We start from the raw sequence: 21,072 nt of genomic DNA, 5'->3' as shown, positions 1-21,072 counted from the left end.
CCCATTGGCTGCTAACAGCATGGGTTTCGCTGCGCTCTGCCACATCCTACGGTCGTGCTGGCGCCCCAGGTCACACGCTCTCCGTCAGCCACTGGCGGAACTGCCGAACGCTCTGCCTCGGACTGCCCGGACCGGCGCGCTCCAGCAGGCAGAAACTCCCCTCGGTCTTCAGCGCGAGGCTGTTCGGTCGCACCAGGGCGCCGGTCAGCAGGTGGTCATCCACCAGCTGATGCCAGCCCAGCGCGACCCCTTGTCCGCAGAGGGCCGACTGGATCAGCAGGCTGTAGCTGTTGATATTGATCCGCTGGCGCGGCATCAGCGGGCCAAGGCCGAGTCGATCAAGCCATTCCGGCCAGCCGATCCAGTCACGCTGGGTGGCCTCCAGCCAGAGCCAGGTGCAATCGGCCAGCCCGTCCACCGTCGTCAATTGCGGGTGGCGTGCCAGGTAGGCCGGGCTGCATACGGGGAAGACTTCTTCGGCGAACAATGGCGTACTCCGCATGTCCTTGGGCGGCTTGCTGCAGTAGTAGAGCGCGAGATCGCACTCCAGGCGGGAAAAGTCCCTGACCTGATCGTCAGCGACGATGCGCAGGTCGATGTCTTCGAATCGACTCTTGAACTGCGGCACACGCGGCAGCAGCCAGTGCGCCGCCAGCGCCGTGCTGGTGACCACCGTCACCTGCTGGTCACCACGCCAATGACGGATTTCATCCGTGGAACGGGCGACATGCAGCAGACTGTCGCGCACGGTTTCGTAGTAGCGGCTGCCCGTGGGCGTAAGGTGAATGGTACGCGTGCCACGCTCGAACAGCGGCTTGCCCAGGTACTCCTCCAGGTGACGTACCTGGCGACTGATGGCGCCCTGGGTGACATTCAGCTCGCTCGCGGCGTGCGTGAAGCTCAGGTGCCTGGCGGCAGCCTCGAAGGCGACCAGGCTGTTCAAGGGAGGCAGAGGATGGATCTTCATGATTCAGGCCAGCGGCGATGGATGCTCTCATCGATGGCGCGATCTTAAGGCCCCGCTCCCCTGTCGTCGCCGAGGCTGGCGGGGATAGCTATCCCGGTGTCGCAGACGGTTTGGTCAAGTACTGGCCAGTCGCCTGCAAGGCCGCGCGCAGTTCGCGGTTTTCCCGACGCAGCGCCTCGTTGGCGGCTTGCAGCCCCTCCAGACGCCGACGCATGTCCGCCAGCGCCTCCTGCCCGTAGCGCACCCGCAGTTCCTGCCAGAACAGGGCCAGCATCAACAGCACAATCAGCAGGATCGCACCGCCGAGCAAGGCCCAGGCCAGTTCCATTGCGTTCATCCCTGTCTCCAGAATGGGCCGTCTTGCCCGATGACGAAAAGATATGTAGCGTCACAAGACAGGTCTAGAATGTGGATGTGTACAGGTAAACTTTTGGCACGGATGGAGGCACGCCATGAAACGCAAGCAGTCGATCGAACACGTGCGCTGGGACCTGGCCCTGCGCTACCGCCTGATCGAGACCGTTGTCTGGTGGGAGGGGCGCCTGACCACCAATCACCTGATGCAGAGCTTCGGCATCAGCCGCCAACAGGCGTCCAAGGACATCAACACCTACATCGGTGAACATGCGCCCAAAAACCTGACATATGACAAGCACCTGAAAGGCTATGTCCCCAGCAAGCAGTTCCGTCCGCTGTTCATCGACGACAGCGCCGATGCCTATCTCCACCTGCTCAACCACAACCACGAGCGCGCGCCCCATATCGAGGGCCTGGCCCTGGCCTACGCCCACACCGACGTGCTCAAGGTGCCGGACCGCTCGGTACGCCCCGAAGTGCTGCGGCCGCTGCTCAAGGCCTGTCGGGAAGGGCTGCGGCTGGAAACCGAGTACGTCTCCCTGGCCAACCCCACACCGGAAATCCGCCTGATCGCCCCGCACACCCTGGTCTACACCGGCATGCGCTGGCATGTACGCGCCTACTGCGAGAAGAACCGCGCCTACCGCGACTTCGTCCTCAGCCGCCTGCGTGGCGTGCCAGAGCTGCTAGACGCCTCGGAACACAGCCGCGAGCAGGACGAAGGCTGGAATACCCAGGTGCAGGTGATCATCGAGCCGGACCCGCGCCTGAAACCGGCGCAGAAGGCCCTTATCGAAGTCGACTACGGCATGCAGGACGGCCGCCTGGTGCTGAATACCCGTGGCGCCCTGGTGCAGTACGTGCTGCAGCGCTACCAGATCGACCCGAACAAGCTGCAGGCCAAGGCCGTGGCCCAACAGATAGTCGCGGCCAACCTGGAAGAGCTGGAGCGCTGGTTGTACAGCTGAGCGCCGCTTCACTCCCCCTCTCCCCTCGGGATGTTTGGACCGGGGGTGAGGACTGATCGGCCGGGCTCGGTATCACCGGCTAATCGCGGGCCCTCGGCCTACACACCTGCGCCCCATCCGCTTTCGCCGTCCTACAGTGAAATTTCCCACACACCAGTAACCTTGAGGGCCTACAAGCGCGCTCGATAGTGTTCCGGTCCGCCACGGTCAATCCCGTGCCCGGGTTTGACAGCCCGTTGTCCAGGCGCGATTGCGCCAATCGGTGCATGCGAGGAACAGCGAAGGTTCTTTGCAGGCTCTGATACGCGTGCAGTATGTGCTGCAACGCTTCATGGCAGATCGCGTGGGGAGATCCTCGTGATCTGCCGGATCCTGGACCCGGTCTGTCAACCCCGCGCGGTCTGCCGCCCTTCGATTGACAGCGAACGACGGTAGCTCCTCAACCAGTCCCAGGAGTTACACCCATGCATGAAGCATTTACCCCCATCACCCTCCACGGCTACACCCGCCCTCTGCGCGGCGTGATGATCGACGGCCAGCCCTGGACCAGCGCCTTCGACTTCGCCCGGCTCATCGGCCACAAGCACCACCAGCGCCTCTGCGACCAGATGGACCCCGACCAGCGCCAGGCCCTGCGCTTCCTCTACGCCACCGGCAACGAAGAAAACGTGCCCGTCATCAGCCAGTCCGCCACCTACCGCACCCTTTGCCGCTACCACCGCCCGGAAAACCGCAGCCTCCGCTACTGGCTCGACCACGAGTTCTTCCCCACCCTGCGCGACGCCGAAAACCTCGCCCCCAGCCAACCCAGGCGCGTACTGATGAAATGGGACGGCCTGCGGCAAAGCCAGCTGGAATGGCAAGGAAGACTCTGGATACCCCTCGAAGAGCTCCCCCACTTCGCAACACAGCAAGCCCCGCAAAGCCTCAGCTGCCTGCCGAGCTGGTGGCGAATCTGAAAACAAAGGCGCCGCCCATTGGCGGCGCCTTTGCCTGAACTGCGAACCGTAGCTTGGTGCAGAGCGCGGCGGAGGCTGAGTGCCACGACCGCTGTATGACGTGCTTTTATCCAATCTGTGTCTGTCACCTCGTGCCCGCCCGCCCTAGATTTGGATTTTTCCGTCCAGGTGCCCGCGATGAACGACATACCCGGCAACATCGACTTTGCAGGCTTGACGGCTCGCCGGCTCAGGCCCGATGACCTTGAGATCATCTGCGTGCACCGCGAGACGATGTTCCTCGAGGCTGAAGGCGACCCCTCGAAATTGCGCCTGATGACCGAGCATTTCCGGCCCTGGCTGCAGCAACGCCTGCTTGATGGTCGCTACTACGGTTTCGCGCTGATGGACGCCGAGCAGCCTGCGGCGTCGATTGGCCTGATGAGTATCGACTGGCCCCCTCATCCGTCCCATCCAACCTCTGACCAGCGCGGCTATGTGCTGAATGTTTTCGTTGAACCTGCCTACCGGCGCCGGGGCTTGGCTTCGGCCCTGATGAAGCTCGCGGAAGCCGAGTTCGCCCAACGCGGTTTGAGTTTCGCCGTGCTGCACGCAACCAAGGCCGGCAAGCCGGTGTATGAGGGATTGGGTTGGGCGGGCACTGCCGAGATGGCGAAGACCCTTTGATCACTTGGCCGCTGATGCCAGGGGTTTGGTCGCCTTTCCCGCCTGCCGCCTCTCAAACCCAGCCTTGCGCAGAATCGCTTCAGCGATAACGCCGTCACGCCGACTGCAGGTTCTGGGCGTGCCTAGGCAAGCCGATGGAGATGGATGCGGCCAACACCACGAAAACAGTGGAGACCCACAAGCACGCCTCCAGCCCATAGGCCTGGTAGATCCAGCCGGACAGCAGGGTTCCGATCAACCTCCCCAGCGCGTTGGACATGTAGTAGAAGCCCACGTCCAGGGATACGCCGTCTTCCTTGGCATAGCTGACGATCAGGTAGCTGTGCAGGGAGGAGTTCACGGCGAACAGCGCACCGAACACCATCAGCCCACCCAACAGCACCACCTGGGCCGACCAGCCGCTTGAAAGGCCAACCGCAATGGCCGCGGGTAACGCCGCCAGCAAACTTGCCCAGAGGAAGGCCGCGCGGCCGCCCGGTACATGCCCACGCCGTTTGCCGGTGATGGCCGGCGCGACGGACTGCACGATGCCGTAGCCGATGACCCACGCGGCGAGGAAGCCGCCGACCAGCCAGAAGTCCCAACCGAAAACGGTGCTCAGGTACACCGGCAGCGCGACCACGAACCAGACGTCGCGGGCGCCGAAGAGGAACAGCCGGGCCGCCGAGAGGATGTTGATGGCCCGACTCTTGGACAGCATGTCGCGGAACTTCGGCTTGGCCTTGGCCTTGCCCAAATCCTTCTTCAGCAGCACCAGACTGCCGAGCCAGATCAGGCTCAGCACGACCGCCATGGCCAGGACCGCGCCCGTGAAGCCCAGCAGGGCAAGCAGCGCACCACCCAGGAAGAAACCCACGCCCTTTAGCGCGTTTTTTGAACCGGTGAGGATCGCCACCCACTGGTAGAGCGTGCCCTGCTGGCTGTCCGGCACCAGGAGCTTGATCGAGCTCTTGGCGCTCATCTTGTTTAGGTCCTTGGCGATGCCCGACAGCGCCTGGGCGCCCATCACCCAGGGGATGGTGAGCCAGGCGGCGGGCACCGTGAGCATCAGCAGTGCGATGACCTGCATCCCGAGGCCGATGTTCATGGTGCGGTTCAGCCCCACGCGCGCGCCGAGGTAACCGCCCACCAGGTTGGTGATGACACCGAAGATCTCGTAGAACAGGAAGAGCGCAGCGATCTGAAGTGGCGTGTAGCCCAGGCTGTGGAAGTGCAGCACCACCAACATGCGCAATGCGCCGTCGGTGAGGGTGAAGGCCCAGTAGTTGCCGGTCACTAGCAGGTACTGGCGCACATCAGGGGAAAGGCTGGACAACGCCTTCATCGGGTTCCACTCCTGGCGGGTAGCCCGGATACCAATCCGGGGAAATGTGCTTCGAGGCATTCCCGGATTTCATCCGGGCTACCGGTGCTATCAACCGGCCAGACCGACCAGCCGGGCCAGCTCGACAGTGCGATTGGCGTAGCCCCACTCGTTGTCGTACCAGGCATAGAGCTTCACCTGGGTGCCGTTGACCACCATGGTCGACAGTGCATCGATGATCGACGAGCGCGGGTCGGTGCGGTAGTCGATGGACACCAGCGGACGCTCTTCATAGCCGAGGATGTCCTTCAGTTCATTCTCCGACGCCGTCCTGAGGAGCTGGTTGACCTCTTCGACCGTGGTTGCGCGCTCCACTTCGAACACGCAGTCGGTCAAGGATGCGTTGGCCAGCGGCACCCGCACGGCGTGGCCGTTCAAGCGGCCGCGCAGCTCGGGGAAGATCTCCGCGATGGCGGTGGCCGACCCCGTGGTGGTGGGAATCAGGCTCATTCCCGAGGCACGGGCGCGGCGCAGGTCCTTGTGCGGCTGGTCGAGAATGCTCTGGGTATTGGTCAGGTCGTGGATGGTGGTGATGGAGCCGTGGCGGATGCCGAGGTTTTCGTGGATCACCTTGACCACCGGCGCCAGGCAGTTGGTGGTGCAGGACGCGGCGGTGACGATGCGGTGCTGCGCCGGGTCGAACAGGTGCTGGTTGACCCCCATCACTACGTTGAGCGCGCCCTTCTCCTTGACCGGCGCACTGACCACCACCCGCTTCACGCCCTGGTCCAGATAGGCCTGGAGCACGGCAACAGTTTTCATCTTGCCGCTGGCCTCGATCACCAGATCGCAATCAGACCAGTCGGTGTCGGCGATGGCTTTGTTGGCAGTGACCTGGATGCGCTTGCCGCCGATCACCACGTAGTCGCCTTCGGCACTGGCTTCGTGCTGCCAGCGGCCGTGAACCGAATCGAAGTTCAGCAGATGGGCGTGGGTGGCGGCGTCACCCGCGACGTCATTGATGCGGACAAACTCGAACTCCGGCCAGTCCCAGGCAGCGCGCAGCGCCAGGCGACCGATACGACCGAAACCGTTGATACCAATTTTGATGCTCATGCTCGTGTTCTCGAAGAAATGCGTGGATCAGATAGAACGTTTGGGCATCGCTCGACTGGCTGCTCAGCCCGTGCTCAACAGCAGGCAGCGACGCGCTCGGGACGGTCGCCCATGCCTTCCAGGCGCTTCGAGTCGGGGCTCAGCCAGTGCCGGTTGGCGTCCAGCGCCGTAGTCAGCACGCGGTGTACCCAGTCGGGCAGGTTGGGATGCAGGCGGTAGTAGACCCACTGGCCCTGGCGGCGATCCGCCAATAGCCCGCAGGTGCGCAGTTGCGCCAGGTGACGGGAGACCTTCGGCTGGCTCTCATCCAGCGCACAGGTGAGTTCGCAGACACACAACTCGTCCTCGCGGGTGATGAGTAGCATCAGGCGAACGCGGGTTTCGTCAGCCAGGCATTTGAATACGGTGGTGGGGGTCAGATGGTCGGCCATAGCGGTCTCAACGTTTGGTTTTCACCAGAACGAACATCTTGATGCGTTCATGGATTTCGTGAACGGTGTGGCGGAAGGCGCCGGGCCTGCTGCTGGTCACCGGGTCTTGGAAATCATGGCCATTTTTCAGATAGATATGGTTTTTCAAATATATGATTTTTTCGAATATCAGGTAAAGCCATCAAACCGCAACAGCCGATCTAAGCAGTGATCGACTCGCCAGCAAGGTCATTAACCAGCACTGACCCGAGCACTTGTGCTTCCCTACTCCATCCAAAACATCCGGCAAACCGTATATTCGTGCATCGCCATGAACCTGACATGACAAGCGAACCAGGTTCTGTCGCACCTTGATCGCCCCAGGAATCGAGCAATAAGGAAACCCACCTTGAGCGCGCTGTTGCTGACCGGCCTGTTTGGTAGTTAGACGCTACTGCTCGCCAATCACCGCTCAAACTCGACCGGTCCGTGTGTCCGGCGAGCCGTCCCCTTGTCCGCCAGTGGATCACCGCAAGGGCGAATCCATCCGCCCTTCCCGAGTCGATCTCCCTACCCCGCCGCCGATACCGCTGCGCTGCGCGGCTTGCGAGTCATCAGGGCAAATCCGCTGATGGCGGCCAGGGCGAACAGCGACTGCAGGCCGATCATCGGCCAGGCGGTGCCATCCTGCAGGGCGCCGAGCAGGAGGCCGCTGCAGGTGGCGCCGAGCATCTGGGCGAAACCCATCAGGCCGGCGGCGAGACCCGCGCGGTGGGCATTGGGCATGACCACGCCGGCTACCGATGCAGGGATCAGCATGCCACCGCCCAGGGTCACCAGCACCTGCGGCAGCGAGAGGCCGAGCACCGATAACCCGAGCGTGGCATGCACCAGCAAGGTGGCAAGGGCCCCTGTTGCGACGAGGCTCACGCCGATGCCGACGATACGCTGCGGGCCCAGTTGCATGATCTTGCGTTGGGTGAACAACGCCCCGGCGATCAAGCCGGAAATGGTGGCCCCGAAGGCCAGGCCGTACTCGGCCGCGCTCAGCCCCAACAGGCCGATATAGACAGCCGAGGAACCGGCCACGACCGCGAACATTGCCCCGTAGGTGCCCGCCAGGGTGAACGCCAGGGCACGGCTGGAGCGCTGCTTGAGCAGATCGAAGTAGTCCCGCGCCAGGGTTGCCGGATGGCCGGCCTTGGGGTCGAGGCTGGGGTTGGATTCGCGGTAGAAGGCCAACACCGCCAGCAGCGCCAGGCTGCCAATGGTCAGCGAAGCCAGGATGGGCGCGTGCCAGCCGCCCCATTGAGTGAGCAGGCCGCCCAGCATCGGGGCCAGGGCAATGGCGCTGAGCATGCCGATCACGGTCATGGCCAGGGCCGGCGCAGCCTGGGCCTTCCACACATCGCGCACGATGGCCCGCGCCAACACCAGCGCAGCGCAAGCGCCGAGGCCCTGGGCCACGCGCCCGAGAATGAAGCCCGTCATGCTGTCGGCCAGCAGCATCCAGGCCGTGGCGATTAGGTACAGGCTCAGTCCACCGATCAGCACCGGACGACGGCCGATGCGGTCGGACAGCGGACCGAGCAGCAACTGCCCGACGCCAAAGGCGGCGACGAAGGCGGACAACGCGGCCAGGCTGGCACCATGGGCGGCGCCCAGGCCCTGCTCAATGTGGCCCAGGGCGGGAATGATCAGTTGGGTGGATATCTCGCCCATGGCGGTCAGCACCATGAGGATCACCAGCAGCAGACGTGACGGGCTCATGCGCGGACTCCTTCTTCTTCGGCTTCCAGCGCCAGGGCCATTAGTTGCCACTCCAGCGCCTGCCAGTCGTCGTTGCTGACCACGGACGGCGAACCGCAGTCCGCGACGCGTTCTACTACGTACTGTTCGTTGTTCATCGCATGCACCTCCGTTGGTCGCTTCGCCCTTGGGCTGACGATTTAAATTACGAGTGACATATATACACAAAATTAGATTATGCATATCATATTTTCGACCCACGGTATTTCCGCCCTGTGCCGCCGAACCAGAGGATCGCTCCATGAACCGTTCGCACGCCGCCCTTCTCGCCCTGATTCCTGCCGCACTGCTGGCCCTGAGTGGCTGCAACAGTCAGGCCGACACCAGCGTCTCGGCGCCGCAGCCGCGCGCTGTCCTGGTGGCCGAGGTGCAGGCCGCCGCCCAGCAGGACGCCCTCTACACCGGCGTGGTGGCAGCGCGTACCGCCAGCGACCTGGGTTTCCGCGTCGGCGGCAAGGTGATCGCCCGCAAGGTGGACCCGGGCACTCGCGTCAAGCGTGGCGACGTGCTGCTGGTACTGGATAACACCGACTTCGAACTGGCCCTGCGCGCCGCGCGTAACCGCGTTACCGCCGCCGAAGCCGAACTGCGTCAGGCACGCGATGACGAATCCCGCTACCGCCGGCTGGCCGGCACCGGCGCTGTTTCCCGCCAGATATTCGATCAGGCCGCCACACGCCTGCGGGTGGCCCAGGCCGAGCAAGCCGCGGCCACCTCCGAAGCCGCCCAGGTGGAAAACCGCCGCGCCTACTCCACCTTGAAGGCCGACGCCGACGGTGTGATCACCGACGTGCGCGTGGACCGCGGCCAGGTGGTCGCCGAAGGTCAGGTGGTCGCCAGCCTCGCCCATGACGGCGCGCGCGAGGCCGTGATCGACATCCCGGAAACCCAGCGCGCCCTGGCCAGCCACGCGGCCCGCGCCTATCCCTACGGCGCCGCGGCTGAAGCGGTGCCCGCCACCCTGCGCGAACTCTCCGCCGCAGCGGACGCCACCACGCGCACCTTCCGTGCTCGCTACACCCTGGGCGGGGAATCGGCCGCCCTGGCCATCGGCTCCACCGTCACCCTGCGCCTGGATGGCGCGGCCCAGCAAAAGCTGGTGCGCGTGCCGCTGGGCGCCCTGCACGACAAGGGCCAGGGCGCCGGTGTCTGGGTGATTGGCAAGGACAACAAAGTGGAGTTACGCCCGGTACGTGTGGTGCGTCTGGAGCAGGAAGAGGCGGTGCTGGAAGGTGGCGTGCAACCAGGCGAGCGCATCGTCGCCCTCGGTGCCCATCTGCTGAACACCGGCGACAGCATCCGCGAACTGCCGGCGCCGTCGCTGGCCCTGGAGCACTGAGATGAGCCGCTTCAACCTCTCGGCCTTCGCGGTGCAGAACCGCGCCGTCACCCTCTTCCTGATCATCGCCACCCTGGTCGCCGGCGCCATTGCCTTCAGCAAGCTGGGGCGCGCCGAAGACCCGTCCTTCACGGTCAAGACCATGACCATCACCGCCGCCTGGCCCGGCGCCACCGCGCGGGAAATGCAGGAGCAGGTGGCGGACCGCCTGGAAAAGCGCCTGCAGGAACTGGACTTCTACGACCGGGTGGAAACCATCGCCCAACCCGGCTTCGTCTCGATGAAGCTCCAGTACCTCGATTCCACCCGGCCGGGCGACATCCAGGAGCTCTTCTACCAGACCCGCAAGAAGCTCTCCGACGAGGCCAAGCGCCTGCCGCAAGGCGTGATCGGGCCTTTCTTCAACGACGAATACTCCGATGTCTACTTCGCCCTCTATGCCCTCGAAGCCGAGCAACTGCCCCACCGCCAACTGGTGCAGATGGCCGAGGAGCTGCGCCAGGGCCTGCTCAACCTGCCCGGCGTAAAGAAGGTCAACATCCTCGGCGAACAGGCCCAGCGCATCTTCGTCGAGTTCTCCTATGAGCGCCTGGCGACCCTGGGCCTCAAGCCCGAGCAGATATTCGAAGCCCTGGCCAAACAGAACGGCGTGGCTCCGGCCGGCTTCGTCGAAACCGCCGGCCCGCGCGCCTATATCCGCATGGACGGTGCCTTCGACAGCCTGAAGCTGATCGAGAATGTGCCCATCAACGCCAACGGCAAACTGCTGCGCATCGCCGACGTCGCCACGGTAAAGCGCGGCTATGAAGATCCGCCCAGCTACCGCATCCGCCACCAGGGCGAGCCGGCGCTGATGCTCGGCGTGATCATGGAGAAGCACTTCAACGGCCTGGAGCTGGACAAATCCCTGCAGGCCGAGGAAGACCGCATCCACGCCGGGCTGCCGCTTGGCGTGACCTTCGACAAGGTGTCCGACCAGGCCGAAAAGATCCGCATCGCGGTCAACGAGTTCATGCTCAAATTCTTCGTCGCCCTCGGCGTGGTCATGCTCATCAGCCTGCTGGCCCTGGGTTTCCGCGTCGGCCTGGTGGTGGCGGCAGCGGTGCCACTGACCCTGTCCATCGTCTTCGTGGTGATGCTGATGACCGGCCGCGAGTTCGACCGCATCACCCTCGGCGCGCTGATCCTGTCCCTTGGCCTGCTGGTGGACGACGCCATCATCGCCATCGAAATGATGGTGGTGAAACTGGAGGAAGGCCTGGACCGCGTGCAGGCCGCCACCTTCGCCTGGACCTCCACCGCCGCGCCCATGCTCACCGGCACCCTGGTAACCGTGATCGGCTTCCTGCCGGTGGGCTTCGCCAAGTCCGGCGCCGGGGAATACGCCGGCAACATCTTCTGGATCGTCGGCTTCGCCCTGATCGCCTCCTGGGTGGTAGCGGTGTTCTTCACGCCCTACCTGGGGGTGAAACTGCTGCCGAACATCAAACCGGTGCCCGGCGGCCATGAAGCGCTCTACGCCACCCGCCTCTACCAGCGCCTGCGCGCGCTGGTCACCTGGTGCGTCAACCATCGCAAGTCGGTCACCGCGCTGGTGGTGCTGGCCTTCGTGCTCAGCGGCCTGGGCATGGGCGTGGTGAAGAAGCAGTTCTTCCCCAACTCCGACCGCTCCGAGCTGCTGGTCGAGGTCTATATGCCGCCGGGCAGCGCGTTCAAGGCCACCGAAGCCGTGGTCGAGCAGCTGGAAAAGGCCCTGCTGGACGAACCGCAGACCAAGCTGGTTGACGCCTATGTGGGCGGCGGCGCACCGCGTTTCTTCCTGTCCCTGAATCCCGAACTGCCGGACCCGGCCTTCGCCAAGATTATCGTGCAGACGGAGAACTCAGAGGCCCGCGACGCCCTCAAGGCGCGCATGCGTGAGCGCATCGAAGCGGGTGAATTCCCTTCCGCACGCGTACGCGTCACCCAACTGCTGTTCGGCCCGCCGGTGCCCTTCCCAGTCGTGTTCCGCGTTTCCGGCCCGGACCTCGAAACCCTGCGCCAGATCAGCGAAGACGTCCGCGCTGTGGTCGCCGCCAACAGCATGACTCGCGACACCTTTGTCGACTGGGGCGAGCGCAGCAGCGCCTATCGCCTGGTACTGGACCAGGACCGCCTGCGCCTGCTCGGCTTCACCCCCAACGAAGTCAAGAATCAGCTCAACGCCCTGCTCACCGGCAACCCGGTGACCGAAGTGCGCGAGGGCACGCGCACCGTGGCCGTGATGGTTCGGGCACTGAATGCCCAACGGGAAAACCTCGGCGGCATCGAAGGCCTGACCATCACCAACTCAGCCGGCGTCTCGGTGCCGCTGGAACAGGTGGGCCGCTTCCAGCCTGTGATGGAAGAACCCATCCTCAAGCGCCGCGACCGCGAACCCACATTCGAAGTGCGCGCCGACATCGTTGCCGGCACCCAGCCACCGGACGTGGAAAAGGCCGTGTACGCCCAGCTGCAACCGCTGATCGCCAAGCTTCCGGCGGGCTACAAGGTGACCATCGCTGGCCCGGTGGAAGAAAGCGCCAAGGCCAACAAGGCGCTCGCCGTGCTGTTCCCGGTGATGATCCTGCTGACCCTGGTGGTGATCATGTTCCAGGTGCGCTCCTTCGGCGTGATGTTCATGGTCTTTGCCACCGCGCCCCTGGGCCTGATAGGCGCCATCCCGGCGCTGCTGCTGTTCAATCAGCCCTTCGGCTTCAACGCCATCCTGGCCCTGATCGGCATCGGCGGCATCCTGATGCGCAATACCCTGATCTTCACCGACCAGATCGAACAGGAGCTGGCCCACGGCCGCCCCCTGCGCGAAGCCATCATCGAAGCCACCGTCCGCCGCGCCCGCCCGGTACTGCTGACCGCCCTGGCCGCCGCCCTGGCGTTCATCCCGCTGACCTTCTCGGTATTCTGGTCATCCCTGGCCTACGTGCTGATCGGCGGCGTGCTGGTGGGCACCATGCTGACCCTGCTGTTCCTGCCGGCGCTGTGCGCGCTGGTGTTGCGCAAGGAAAAACCGATAGCCACCGCAGTGGCCCTGGCATGAGGCGGTAAACCTCCTGTAGGGGCGAATTCATTCGCCAAGGGCAACGCAGTTGCCCCTGGGGCCAGGCAGAGCAGACCTCTGGCCTGCCTGGCGAATGAGTTGGCTATGTCCGCGTTAGCTGTTGCGAGAGATTTACCATCGGGCCAAGAGCCTTGTAGGAGCTGGCTTGCCAGCGAAACGCCGCCATTCGCTGGCAATGCAGCCGCCTGCAACACGTCATGCAGACATAGCCAATGAATTCGCCCCCACAATTGCGAGAAGCTACTCCGCGCAGCAGCTGTGTACCTTGGAGGGCTCTTCTTCATAGCGGTCGTGGTAGGTCATCCAATCCATGATTTCCGCTTCGTCCCGTCCCTTGGGCAGCAGGTCAAGGAAGTTGTACGCGCCCACCAGCAGGTCCAACCCCCGGGCGTAAGTTGAATAGGTGTGGAAAATCTGCCCCGCCTCGTTGCGGTAGAACACGCTGAGCCCTGGCATGTCCTCGCCTGGGTCCTTGCTGGTGCCGTAGTTGTAACGCGCGGTGCCGGCGTCGATGTCCTCGCGCCGTGCGGCCACGCCGAAGTCCTGGTTGAAGCTGCTGCCCTGGGACGACACCCACTTGAAATTCCAGCCCATGCGCTTGCGGAACGCCTGGAACTCCTGCAAGGGCGCCCGCGACACGCAGAGCAGCGTCACATCGTGGTGTTTGAGGTGCTGGTTGGCACCGTCGATATGGTCAGCGAGGAATGAGCAACCCGGGCAGCCTTCCTTCCAGCCGGGACCGAACATGAAGTGGTAGACCACCAGCGTGCTGCGCCCGTCGAAGAGGTCGGCCAGGGTCTCCCAGCCATCCGGTCCCTCGAAGGCGTAGACCTGCTCGATGCGTACCCAGGGCAGCGCACGGCGCTCGGCACTGAGCGTGTCGCGCTCGCGGGTGAAGGCCTTTTCCTGGCGCAGCAACGCCTCGCGGGCCTTGAGCCATTCTTCGCGGGAAACCACCGGGTGATTGTCGATTTTCATGGTGCGCACTCCTGAACCAGACGTTGATAGGGAACTCGCCCAAGTGGTCGTCCGGCAAAGGGTGCGCTCGACAATGGCGCGAAGCGTTGGCGACGAGCGGTCTCGCCTCAGAAGCTGTGGCCGCGTCTGGCCTCTAGCCGCTGGACAGTGGCGCTCGGTGTTTCGCCGAACAACTTGCGGTACTCGCTGGAGAAGCGCCCGAGGTGATTGAAGCCCCAGGCCATGGCGATCTCGGAGATGTTGCGCTGCGAGCGATCCTCGAGGATGTCCTGGCGCACGGCGGTCAGCCGATGCTTCTTCAAGTACGCCATGGGCGACTGGTCGAAGTACTTCCTGAAGCCCTCGAACAGCTTGAAGCGCGAAACGCCGGCAGCTCGCTCGATATCTTCCAGGCAGATGTCCTCGCGAGCATGGGCCTGGATGAACGAGCGGGCGCGCAGCAGGTAGTGCGGCAGCTTGATCTCCAGGCGCTCGCGCAGCTCGTCCGAATAGTTGTTCGGCTGGGCCAGGATCAGACCCTTGATCAGCGCGCTTTCCAGGTCGCGGGTGAAGAACAGCTGGCCGTAGAGATCACGGCTGCGCTCCAGCTCGTCGATCAGGTGCCGGGCCATGCGCCACCAGGACGCAGCCGCGCCATCCACGGCGTCCATCTCGGCCTGGAAGCATATGGGCAAGTCCACGCTGCGCTGCAGCAGGTCTTCCAGGGTCTGCTGCATGGCCGCACGGGGAATGGCCACCTGCAACTTGTGGCAGTCGCCGCCGATGGTCAGCTCCTGGTGCTCGTGGGGCGAGACGATCACGCCCCAATCGCGATCCGAATGCAGCAGGCGACCGGATTTGGCCAGCTCCTGCTCGCCGCAGAGCGGCAGGCTGACGCTGTAGCAGTTGAGGTTCATCTCTTCACCGACGCCGATGGTGACGTCGGTGCCGTACTCCACATAGCCCAGGGTCGTGGACATCGAGGGCAGGACATTGCCGCTGTGGTGGAACTGGATGCGTTCGGGCTTCGCCACCTTCAAGTGGTGAGGGCCGCAAATGTTCGACATCCAGGAGCGGGCTCCGGCCAGATCGTAGCGATCGGCGGATATGTCTCGAAAATGAAGATGGTTCTTCGTACTCATCACGCGGCACCCAACACGGCAATTGGAGATGCGCGCTCTAGCGGCGCGTCGAGTTGAAGCACGCAAGCTCCATGCCACGCCAGCACGATCCTTCGAAGAGCAGAAAACGAGGATAGCATTGGCCAACTTTCCGGATAGAACCGTTCCTCGCGGCCCCGGACGGGTCACTCCAAAGAACCCGACCGCGCGTCTGGACGCCTCATCCCAGAGCCTTGCTGCCACGTCCTGAAGCACGCGCAGCAACGCTTCGTTGCGCGCGTTGCCTGCCTTCACCGGCGCCACTCGATGGAACACCTCCGGGCAGTCGAAAAGCCCCAGTGTTACCTGACGTGGGAAGGGCGCGCAGGCAAAGGGTTACCCGCGCAGCACCGGCGGATAGTCTTTGCCAATTTTTCGGATAGCGCGCAGCGAGCGAATCGGCTAGCCATCCGCCCTTTTCACGATTTTGCGTTACCTCGGGCCAATCCAGGCCAGGCGATCGTTACCGCGCCCCGCCAACCTGCCGGCAGAGTGGATTCAATTCCCCTTCAGGGCCTTGCCGCTATCCGCTTCCTGGACAAAGGCTATCCGCTTTTTCCGACCGCCCGAAATCCGCCGGAAACCCGGCCCCCTGCGCCTTTCGGCCAGCCGACCGGACACAAAATTTTCGGCGTGTCTTTGCCAACCAAGCGGATAGACCGGGGAAGTCCCGGCTCCTTCTAATGGCCTCCACTGTTTCGCCCGATGTGGAAGGTGCCACCCATGAATACTTCGAATAAAAACGTTGCGCAGTGGAGAGAGTACGTCAGCGGCTGCCTGGACTTCCGTCCGGCCGAAGGCGTGTACCGCATTGCCCGGGACATGTTCACCGAGCCGGAACTGTTCGACCTGGAGATGGAGCTGATCTTCGAGAAGAACTGGATCTACGCCTGCCACGAGAGCGAGATCCCCAACGTCCACGACTTCATGACGATGCGCGCCGGCCGCCAGCCGATGATCATCACCCGCGATGGCAATGGCGAACTGAACGCCCTGATCAACGCCTGCCAGCATCGCGGTGCCACCCTCACCCGCGTGGGCAAGGGCAACCAGTCCACCTTCACCTGCCCCTTCCACGCCTGGTGCTACAAGAGCGACGGCCGCCTGGTGAAGGTCAAGGCACCCGGCGAGTACCCGGAAGGCTTCGACAAGGCCACCCGTGGCCTGAAGAAAGCACGCATCGAAAGCTACAAGGGCTTCGTCTTCATCAGCCTCGACGTCACGGGCACCGACAGCCTGGAAGACTTCCTCGGCGACGCCAAGATGTTCTTCGACATGATGGTGGCCCAGTCGCCCACCGGTGAACTGGAAGTGCTGCCCGGCAAGTCCACCTACACCTTCGACGGCAACTGGAAGCTGCAGAACGAGAACGGCCTGGACGGCTATCACGTCAGCACCGTGCACTACAACTACGTCGCCACCGTGCAGCACCGCCAGCAGGTCAACGCCGCCAAGGGTGGCGCCAGCAGCACGTTGGACTACAGCAAGCTGGGTGCCGGTGATGCCGAGACCGACGATGGCTGGTTCTCCTTCAATAACGGCCACAGCGTGCTGTTCAGCGACATGCCCAACCCCACCGTGCGTCCCGGTTACGCCACCGTGATGCCGCGCCTGGTGGCGGAATACGGCCAGGCCAAGGCGGAGTGGATGATGCACCGCCTGCGCAACCTGAACATCTACCCCAGCCTGTTCTTCATGGACCAGATCAGCTCGCAGCTGCGCATCGTGCGCCCGGTGGCCTGGAACAAGACCGAGATCATCAGCCAGTGCATCGGCGTGAAGGGCGAATCCGACACCGACCGCGAGAGCCGCATCCGCCAGTTCGAGGATTTCTTCAACGTCTCCGGCCTGGGCACCCCCGACGACCTGGTGGAATTCCGCGAACAGCAACGCGGTTTCCAGGGGCGCCTGGAGCGCTGGAGCGACATTTCCCGTGGCTATGGCAAGTGGGTCACCGGCGCCACGCCGAACAGCCAGACCCTGGGCATCGCCCCGGTGATGACCGGTACCGAATTCACCCATGAAGGCCTGTACGTGAACCAGCACAGCAACTGGCAGCGGTTCCTGCTCCAGGGCCTGGACCAGAAAGCCCTGAAACTGCAGGAGGTGCAGGCATGAACCCGCAGCTGCAATACCAGATCGAACAGTTCCTCTATCGCAAGTCCGCCCTGTGCGACGCCCAGGATTGGGACACCTACCTGGAACTGTTCGACGAGCAGTGCGAGTACCACCTGCCGCAGTGGGAGTCCGAGCACCAGTACACCACCGACCCGAAGCGCGGCATGTCGCTGATCTACTACAGCAACCGCTCCGGCCTGGAAGACCGCGTGTACCGCATCCGCACCGGCAAGGCCGCCTCGACCGTGCCGATGCCTCGCACCCTGCACCAGATCAGCAACGTGCGCATCACCGAGCGTGACGACGGCCAGCTGGAAGTGAAGGCCAATTGGCACACCCTGTACTACCGGCTGGGCCAGAGCGAGCAGTTCTTCGGCCATGCGACCTACTACCTCAAGCCGGCAGGTGAGAGCTGGAAGATCACCCGCAAGCACATGGTCCTGCTCAACGACACCATCAACTCGGTGCTCGATTTCTACCACCTCTGATCCACCGGAAGTACGCGCCATGAACCACAAGGTCGCCTTCAGTTTTGCCGACGGCAAAACCCTGTTCTTCCCCGTGCAGGGCAATGAAATCCTGCTCGACGCCGCCCTGCGCAACGGCATCAACATTCCTCTGGACTGCCGCGAGGGCGTCTGCGGCACCTGCATGGGCCGCTGCGAGTCCGGCCGCTACGCCATGGACTACGTGGACGAAGAGGCACTGTCGGAGCAGGACCTGGCGCAGCGAAAAATGCTCACCTGCCAGACCCGCGTGCAGTCCGACGCTTCCTTCTATTTCGACTTCGACTCCGCACTCTGCGGTGCGTCGAAGACCGTGCAGGAACGCGGCATCGTCACCTTTGTGGAACAGGTATCGCCCACCACCGCCGTCCTCCACCTGGATGCCGGCGTCGACGGCCAGCGCCTGGACTTCCTGCCCGGCCAGTACGCACGGCTGCAGGTGCCGGGCACGGACTCGAAACGCTCGTACTCCTTCGCCAACCAGCCGAATGCCCAGAACCAGCTGCAGTTCCTCATCCGCCTGCTGCCGGATGGGGTCATGAGCAACTACATCCGCGAACGCTGCAAGGTGGGTGACGAGATCCGCTTCGAAGCCCCACTGGGTGCCTTCTACATGCGCCATATCGAAAAGCCGCTGCTGCTGGTGGCCGGCGGCACCGGCCTCTCGGCCTTCCTCGGCATGCTCGACGAGATCGCCGAGCGTGGCGGTTGCGGCCAGCCGGTGCACCTCTACTACGGCGTGCGCCAGGTGGCCGACCTCTGCGAGCTGGAGCGCATCCGGGGCTACACCGAGCGCATCCCCGGTTTCAGCTTCACCCCGGTGATCAGCGACGACGGCCAGGACTGGAATGGCAAGCGCGGCTACGTACCCGAGCACTTCGACGCTGCCGCCCTGCGCGAAGCCCCCTTCGACATGTACCTGTGCGGCCCGCCGCCGATGGTCGAGTCGGTGAAGACCTGGCTCACGGAAAACCGCATCGACAACGGCCACCTGTATTTCGAGAAGTTCACCGAGAGCAATACCTGAGCGGCACACCGCCGCCCCTGTAGGAGCGAGCTTGCTCGCGAACGCACCGCGCATTCGCCAGCAAGCTGGCTCCTACAGCCATAACAACACATTAGCGCCACCTGCTTCACCAACTGCCCACACAACAACTAGCAGGCCGGGTCACGACGGCACTGCGCAACCAAGGCGGTAACCATGAAAACGACTCTGAACCTTGCGATGCTCGGGGCCGCACTGGCCTCTTCCCTTCCCGCTCTGGCACAGGACCCTGTGCGCATCGGCTTCATCACCACCCTCTCCACCCCCGCCGGCTACCTCGGCGAGGACGCCCGCGATGCCTTCCGCCTGGCCATGGACCAGGAAGGTGGCAAGCTCGGCGGCGTGCCGGTGGAACTGGTGGTCGAGGACGACGGCCTGCAACCCGCCAAGGGCAAGCAGATCATCGACCGCATGAGCCTGGACGGCATCTCGCTCTATACCGGCGTGATGTTCTCCAACGTGCTGGCCGCCGTGGTCAACGGCGCCACCCAAGGCGACAGCTTCTACATCAGCACCAACGCCGCACCGTCCAACCTTGCCGGCGCGCAGTGCAAGCCGAACTACTTCGCTGCCTCCTACCAGAACGACGTGCCCCATGAGATGGCCGGCGTTGCCGCCAACGACCTGGGCTACAAGAAGATGGTCATTCTGGCACCCAACTACCAGGCCGGTCGCGATGCGCTGGCCGGGTTCAAGCGCACCTTCAAGGGCGAAGTCACCGAGATCTACACCAAGCTCAACCAGCTGGACTTCTCCGTGGAGCTGGCGCGCATCCGCTCGCTGAAGCCGGACGCCGTCTTCCAGTTCCATCCTGGTGGTGCCGGCATCAACTTCGCCAAGCAGTACGGCAGCTCGGGCCTGGCGAAGAGCATTCCGATGGTGGTGCCGGTGTTCTCCATGGATGAACGCATGCTTGCGGCTACCGGCAACGTGGCCGAGGGCGTGAACGTGGTCAGCGGCTGGAACCCGCAGTCCGACAACCCGGCCAACCAGGCCTTCATCAAGGCCTTTACCGAGAAGTACAACCGCGCGCCGACCATGTATGCCGCCCAGGGCTACGACACCGCGCGGTTGATCGGCTCCGCCCTCAAAGCCACCAACGGCAACCTCAAGGACGCCGATGCCTTCCGCGCCGCCTTGCGCGATGCCCGCTTCGACTCGGTACGAGGCGACTTCCGCTTCGGCAGCAACCAGCACGCGGTGATCGACTGGCACCTGCTCAAGGTCCAGGCCGGCGCCGACGGCAAGCTCGCCGAAGTGCCCGTGAAGACCATCGCCAAGGCCCAGGTGGACAGCTACGCGACCCAGTGCGCGCTCTGATCCCCACCTGATATCGCCAGCCCGCCGGCCGCACCGGCGGGCCACCACCGCAGGACTTCGCCATGCTGTTGCTCGAACAATTGCTCAACGGCCTGCAGTACAGCGCGCTGCTGTTCCTGCTCGCCTCCGGCCTGACGCTGATCTTCGGCATCATGGGCGTCATCAACCTCGCCCATGGCGCCTTCTACATGGTCGGCGCCTTCTGTGCCGCCTATACCGCCATCGCCAGCGGCTCGTTCTGGCTCGGCGGCCTCGCCGCCCTGGCGGGTGCCGCGCTCTACGGCCTGGTGATCGAAACCGGGATCATCCGCCGCCTTTACAACCGCGACCATCTGGACCAGGTGCTGGCCACCCTCGCGGTGGTGTTCTTCACCAACGAGGCGATCACCCTGCTGTTCGGCCGCAGCCCGCCGGCCATGCCGACGCCGGACTGGTACAACGCCTTCGTCGAAGTACTCCCCGGCCTGATGTACCCGGTCAGCCGCCTGCTATTCATCGGCGCCGGCCTGCTGGTGGCACTGGGCATGTGGCTGCTGATCAACCACACCCGCCTGGGGATGCTGATCCGCGCCGGCGCCGATGACCACGAGATGGTCGGCGCCCTGGGGGTGAACATCAGCCGCCTCTACACCCTCGTGTTCGTCTTCGGCTGCATGCTCTGCGGCCTGGCCGGGTTCATGGCCGCGCCACTGCTCTCGGTGGAGATCGGCATGGGCGAGAAGGTGCTGATCACCACTTTCGTGGTTATCGTCGTCGGCGGCGTTGGCTCGGTGCGCGGTGCCCTGGTGGGCGCCCTGCTGATCGGCATGGTCGACAGCCTGGGCCGCGCCTACATCCCCCAATTGCTGGACCAGCTACTGCCGGCCGAGGTCAGCGGTGCCCTGAGCGCCGGGCTGATTTCCGCCAGTGCGTACATCGTCATGGCCCTGGTGCTGCTGGTGCGCCCGCGCGGCCTGCTGCCCGCCCGCGCCTGAG

At 64.1% G+C, this 21,072-nt stretch carries 19 protein-coding genes and 1 pseudogene; 10 read left to right on the top strand and 10 right to left on the bottom strand.

The genetic code is table 11. The features are described from left to right. Positions 1-70 precede the first annotated feature (70 nt). Positions 71-967 (bottom strand): LysR substrate-binding domain-containing protein, encoded by an 897-nt coding sequence (locus AAHM40_RS19705; RefSeq protein ID WP_280286596.1) that lies wholly within the window; start codon positions 965-967, stop codon positions 71-73. 88 nt (positions 968-1,055) lie between these two features. Beyond that, positions 1,056-1,304, bottom strand: a complete 249-nt coding sequence (locus tag AAHM40_RS19700; RefSeq protein ID WP_342246142.1) for a hypothetical protein — start codon at positions 1,302-1,304, stop codon at positions 1,056-1,058. A 115-nt stretch (positions 1,305-1,419) separates the two neighbouring features. On the opposite strand from AAHM40_RS19700, the gene AAHM40_RS19695 reads away from it, so the two are divergent. From AAHM40_RS19695 to AAHM40_RS19685, 3 genes are all read left to right on the top strand, one after another. Further along, positions 1,420-2,292, top strand: a complete 873-nt coding sequence (locus AAHM40_RS19695) for a WYL domain-containing protein (RefSeq protein WP_342246141.1) — start codon at positions 1,420-1,422, stop codon at positions 2,290-2,292. Between the two features lie 464 nt (positions 2,293-2,756). Continuing rightward, the gene (locus AAHM40_RS19690) at positions 2,757-3,251 is read left to right on the top strand and encodes a BRO family protein (protein ID WP_342246140.1); all 495 of its coding nucleotides are present in this window, start codon (positions 2,757-2,759) and stop codon (positions 3,249-3,251) included. Positions 3,252-3,428: 177 nt separating this feature from the next. After that, a complete protein-coding gene (locus tag AAHM40_RS19685) occupies positions 3,429-3,917 on the top strand; it encodes a GNAT family N-acetyltransferase (protein ID WP_342246139.1) in 489 nt (162 codons plus the stop codon). Positions 3,918-4,011: 94 nt separating this feature from the next. Here AAHM40_RS19685 and arsJ read toward each other — a convergent pair whose 3' ends face one another. The 6 genes and pseudogenes from arsJ to AAHM40_RS19655 form a co-directional block, all read right to left on the bottom strand. Then, entirely contained in the window at positions 4,012-5,241 is a 1,230-nt protein-coding gene (gene arsJ / locus AAHM40_RS19680; RefSeq protein ID WP_342246138.1) for an organoarsenical effux MFS transporter ArsJ, read from the bottom strand. 90 nt (positions 5,242-5,331) lie between these two features. Beyond that, on the bottom strand, positions 5,332-6,336 hold the full coding sequence (locus AAHM40_RS19675) for an ArsJ-associated glyceraldehyde-3-phosphate dehydrogenase (RefSeq protein ID WP_342246137.1): 1,005 nt from the start codon (positions 6,334-6,336) through the stop codon (positions 5,332-5,334). Between the two features lie 74 nt (positions 6,337-6,410). Further along, complete coding sequence (locus tag AAHM40_RS19670) at positions 6,411-6,767, bottom strand: metalloregulator ArsR/SmtB family transcription factor (RefSeq protein ID WP_342246136.1); 357 nt, start codon at positions 6,765-6,767, stop codon at positions 6,411-6,413. A 7-nt stretch (positions 6,768-6,774) separates the two neighbouring features. Then, a pseudogene (locus AAHM40_RS19665) lies at positions 6,775-6,882 on the bottom strand (arsenate reductase ArsC); the annotation flags it as partial. A gap of 434 nt (positions 6,883-7,316) precedes the next feature. Further along, complete coding sequence (locus AAHM40_RS19660; protein WP_342246135.1) at positions 7,317-8,516, bottom strand: MFS transporter; 1,200 nt, start codon at positions 8,514-8,516, stop codon at positions 7,317-7,319. Next, complete coding sequence (locus AAHM40_RS19655; RefSeq protein WP_342246134.1) at positions 8,513-8,653, bottom strand: hypothetical protein; 141 nt, start codon at positions 8,651-8,653, stop codon at positions 8,513-8,515. The genes AAHM40_RS19660 and AAHM40_RS19655 overlap by 4 nt, the downstream gene beginning before the upstream one ends. Positions 8,654-8,796: 143 nt before the next feature. Between AAHM40_RS19655 and AAHM40_RS19650 the strand changes: the two genes are divergently transcribed. Then, positions 8,797-9,894, top strand: a complete 1,098-nt coding sequence (locus tag AAHM40_RS19650) for an efflux RND transporter periplasmic adaptor subunit (RefSeq protein ID WP_342246133.1) — start codon at positions 8,797-8,799, stop codon at positions 9,892-9,894. A gap of 1 nt (position 9,895) precedes the next feature. Next, complete coding sequence (locus tag AAHM40_RS19645; protein ID WP_342246132.1) at positions 9,896-12,970, top strand: efflux RND transporter permease subunit; 3,075 nt, start codon at positions 9,896-9,898, stop codon at positions 12,968-12,970. A 261-nt stretch (positions 12,971-13,231) separates the two neighbouring features. On the opposite strand, the gene AAHM40_RS19640 is transcribed toward AAHM40_RS19645, so the two are convergent. After that, positions 13,232-13,969 carry a DUF899 domain-containing protein gene (locus tag AAHM40_RS19640; RefSeq protein WP_342246131.1) on the bottom strand — a complete coding sequence of 246 codons (738 nt, stop codon included), beginning with the start codon at positions 13,967-13,969 and terminating at the stop codon, positions 13,232-13,234. A 107-nt stretch (positions 13,970-14,076) separates the two neighbouring features. Next, positions 14,077-15,090 carry an AraC family transcriptional regulator gene (locus AAHM40_RS19635; protein ID WP_342246130.1) on the bottom strand — a complete coding sequence of 338 codons (1,014 nt, stop codon included), beginning with the start codon at positions 15,088-15,090 and terminating at the stop codon, positions 14,077-14,079. Positions 15,091-15,831: 741 nt separating this feature from the next. Between AAHM40_RS19635 and antA the strand changes: the two genes are divergently transcribed. The 5 genes from antA (at position 15,832) to AAHM40_RS19610 (ending at position 21,071) form a co-directional block, all read left to right on the top strand. After that, on the top strand, positions 15,832-17,226 hold the full coding sequence (gene antA, locus AAHM40_RS19630; protein WP_342246129.1) for an anthranilate 1,2-dioxygenase large subunit: 1,395 nt from the start codon (positions 15,832-15,834) through the stop codon (positions 17,224-17,226). After that, positions 17,223-17,714: an anthranilate 1,2-dioxygenase small subunit gene (gene antB / locus AAHM40_RS19625; RefSeq protein WP_342246128.1), complete on the top strand. Its 492-nt coding sequence runs from the start codon at positions 17,223-17,225 to the stop codon at positions 17,712-17,714. Before antA ends, antB begins: the two co-directional genes overlap by 4 nt. A gap of 19 nt (positions 17,715-17,733) precedes the next feature. After that, positions 17,734-18,759 carry an anthranilate 1,2-dioxygenase electron transfer component AntC gene (gene antC, locus AAHM40_RS19620; protein WP_342246127.1) on the top strand — a complete coding sequence of 342 codons (1,026 nt, stop codon included), beginning with the start codon at positions 17,734-17,736 and terminating at the stop codon, positions 18,757-18,759. Positions 18,760-18,933: 174 nt separating this feature from the next. After that, positions 18,934-20,097, top strand: a complete 1,164-nt coding sequence (locus AAHM40_RS19615; protein ID WP_342246126.1) for an ABC transporter substrate-binding protein — start codon at positions 18,934-18,936, stop codon at positions 20,095-20,097. Between the two features lie 62 nt (positions 20,098-20,159). Continuing rightward, complete coding sequence (locus AAHM40_RS19610; RefSeq protein WP_342246125.1) at positions 20,160-21,071, top strand: branched-chain amino acid ABC transporter permease; 912 nt, start codon at positions 20,160-20,162, stop codon at positions 21,069-21,071. Position 21,072 lies beyond the last annotated feature (1 nt).

This window comes from Pseudomonas sp. OTU5201, assembly GCF_038440135.1.
GTDB classification, from domain to species: Bacteria; Pseudomonadota; Gammaproteobacteria; order Pseudomonadales; family Pseudomonadaceae; genus Metapseudomonas; species Metapseudomonas resinovorans.
This window is presented reverse-complemented; position numbering and strand designations above follow the sequence as displayed.

Coding starts and splice junctions, on each gene's coding strand:
- AAHM40_RS19705 (WP_280286596.1), bottom strand. CDS start 967: ATGAAGATCCATCCTCTGCCTCCCTTGAACAGCCTGGTCGCCTTCGAG.
- AAHM40_RS19700 (WP_342246142.1), bottom strand. CDS start 1,304: ATGAACGCAATGGAACTGGCCTGGGCCTTGCTCGGCGGTGCGATCCTG.
- AAHM40_RS19695 (WP_342246141.1), top strand. CDS start 1,420: ATGAAACGCAAGCAGTCGATCGAACACGTGCGCTGGGACCTGGCCCTG.
- AAHM40_RS19690 (WP_342246140.1), top strand. CDS start 2,757: ATGCATGAAGCATTTACCCCCATCACCCTCCACGGCTACACCCGCCCT.
- AAHM40_RS19685 (WP_342246139.1), top strand. CDS start 3,429: ATGAACGACATACCCGGCAACATCGACTTTGCAGGCTTGACGGCTCGC.
- arsJ (WP_342246138.1), bottom strand. CDS start 5,241: ATGAAGGCGTTGTCCAGCCTTTCCCCTGATGTGCGCCAGTACCTGCTA.
- AAHM40_RS19675 (WP_342246137.1), bottom strand. CDS start 6,336: ATGAGCATCAAAATTGGTATCAACGGTTTCGGTCGTATCGGTCGCCTG.
- AAHM40_RS19670 (WP_342246136.1), bottom strand. CDS start 6,767: ATGGCCGACCATCTGACCCCCACCACCGTATTCAAATGCCTGGCTGAC.
- AAHM40_RS19660 (WP_342246135.1), bottom strand. CDS start 8,516: ATGAGCCCGTCACGTCTGCTGCTGGTGATCCTCATGGTGCTGACCGCC.
- AAHM40_RS19655 (WP_342246134.1), bottom strand. CDS start 8,653: ATGAACAACGAACAGTACGTAGTAGAACGCGTCGCGGACTGCGGTTCG.
- AAHM40_RS19650 (WP_342246133.1), top strand. CDS start 8,797: ATGAACCGTTCGCACGCCGCCCTTCTCGCCCTGATTCCTGCCGCACTG.
- AAHM40_RS19645 (WP_342246132.1), top strand. CDS start 9,896: ATGAGCCGCTTCAACCTCTCGGCCTTCGCGGTGCAGAACCGCGCCGTC.
- AAHM40_RS19640 (WP_342246131.1), bottom strand. CDS start 13,969: ATGAAAATCGACAATCACCCGGTGGTTTCCCGCGAAGAATGGCTCAAG.
- AAHM40_RS19635 (WP_342246130.1), bottom strand. CDS start 15,090: ATGAGTACGAAGAACCATCTTCATTTTCGAGACATATCCGCCGATCGC.
- antA (WP_342246129.1), top strand. CDS start 15,832: ATGAATACTTCGAATAAAAACGTTGCGCAGTGGAGAGAGTACGTCAGC.
- antB (WP_342246128.1), top strand. CDS start 17,223: ATGAACCCGCAGCTGCAATACCAGATCGAACAGTTCCTCTATCGCAAG.
- antC (WP_342246127.1), top strand. CDS start 17,734: ATGAACCACAAGGTCGCCTTCAGTTTTGCCGACGGCAAAACCCTGTTC.
- AAHM40_RS19615 (WP_342246126.1), top strand. CDS start 18,934: ATGAAAACGACTCTGAACCTTGCGATGCTCGGGGCCGCACTGGCCTCT.
- AAHM40_RS19610 (WP_342246125.1), top strand. CDS start 20,160: ATGCTGTTGCTCGAACAATTGCTCAACGGCCTGCAGTACAGCGCGCTG.